1 pseudogene is annotated in these 1009 nt (G+C 74.1%); it reads left to right on the top strand.

Going from position 1 to position 1009, the window contains the following annotated elements:
* Nucleotides 1-42: 42 nt before the first annotated feature.
* Nucleotides 43-1009 (top strand): annotated as a pseudogene (locus tag AB0C29_RS50345) (SARP family transcriptional regulator); the annotation flags it as partial.

Below are 1009 nucleotides of genomic sequence, written 5' to 3'. Positions count from 1 at the left end.
GGGGATCCCGCTGTGGCCCGGCTCCGGCGGCGGCAGGCTGCGGTGGCCCAGCTGACCGCACCCGCGGCGCACGGGCCGGTGCTGCTGGTCGCCGACGACCTGCACCTGGCCGATGAGGCGACACTGGACCTGGTTGCCGCGCTGGCGGTGGAGCCGGTGGCGGTGCTCGTGGTGGGGACGTTCCGGGCCACCGAGATCACGGCGGAGCTGACGGCGGCGTTGGCCCGGTTCGCCCGGAGCGAGCCGGTGCGGGTTTATCTGAGCGGGCTTGACGAGGTGGGGACGGCGGCGCTGGCCCGTACCGTCGCAGGGGCCGGCCTGGACGCGCCGGCTGCGCGGCTCATCCATCGCCGGAGCGGCGGTAATCCGTTCTTCGTGCGCGAGCTGGCGCGGCTGGTCGTCGCCGAGGGTGAAGCGGCCCTGGAGCAGGTGCCGGCCGGGGTTCGCGACGTCATCCGGCACCGCATCGCCCGGCTGCCTGAGCCGGCGCAGACCGTGCTGCGGCAGGCTTCGGTGCTCGGCCGTGACGTGGACGCGGACGTGCTGGCTGCGCTCCCGGGGCTGGCCGACAACGCCTTGGACGGCCTTGATGCCGGTCTAAGGGCCGGTCTGCTCGCTGAGGACGGGCCTGGTGGGCAGCTCAGGTTCACCCATGTGCTGGTTCGGGACACGGTTTATGGGGACCTGTCCGCGTTGCGCCGCGCTCATTGGCATGCCGCAGCGGGTGCGGTGCTGGAACGGCTGCGTCCTTCGGACGTCACTGCGCTTGCCCATCACTTTGCCCGCGCGGGGACGCCGGGCACTGCGGCGCGGGCTGCCTATTACAGCGGGGTGGCGGCTGAGCTGGCGGAACGTGGTTCTCGGCCGCATGAGGCGGTTCGGTTGTGGCGGCAGGCCTTGGATGCGTTCGACCGCGCGGACGGCGTCCCTGCCCCGCTCGCCGACGGCGGCCCCGCCCGGCTGGCTGACGGCGGTCCGGGCCAGCTCGCTGACGGCGGCCCCGCCCGGC

The sequence above is a fragment of the Actinoplanes sp. NPDC048791 genome (genome assembly GCF_040650095.1).
Lineage (GTDB): Bacteria > Actinomycetota > Actinomycetes > Mycobacteriales > Micromonosporaceae > Actinoplanes.
This window is presented reverse-complemented; position numbering and strand designations above follow the sequence as displayed.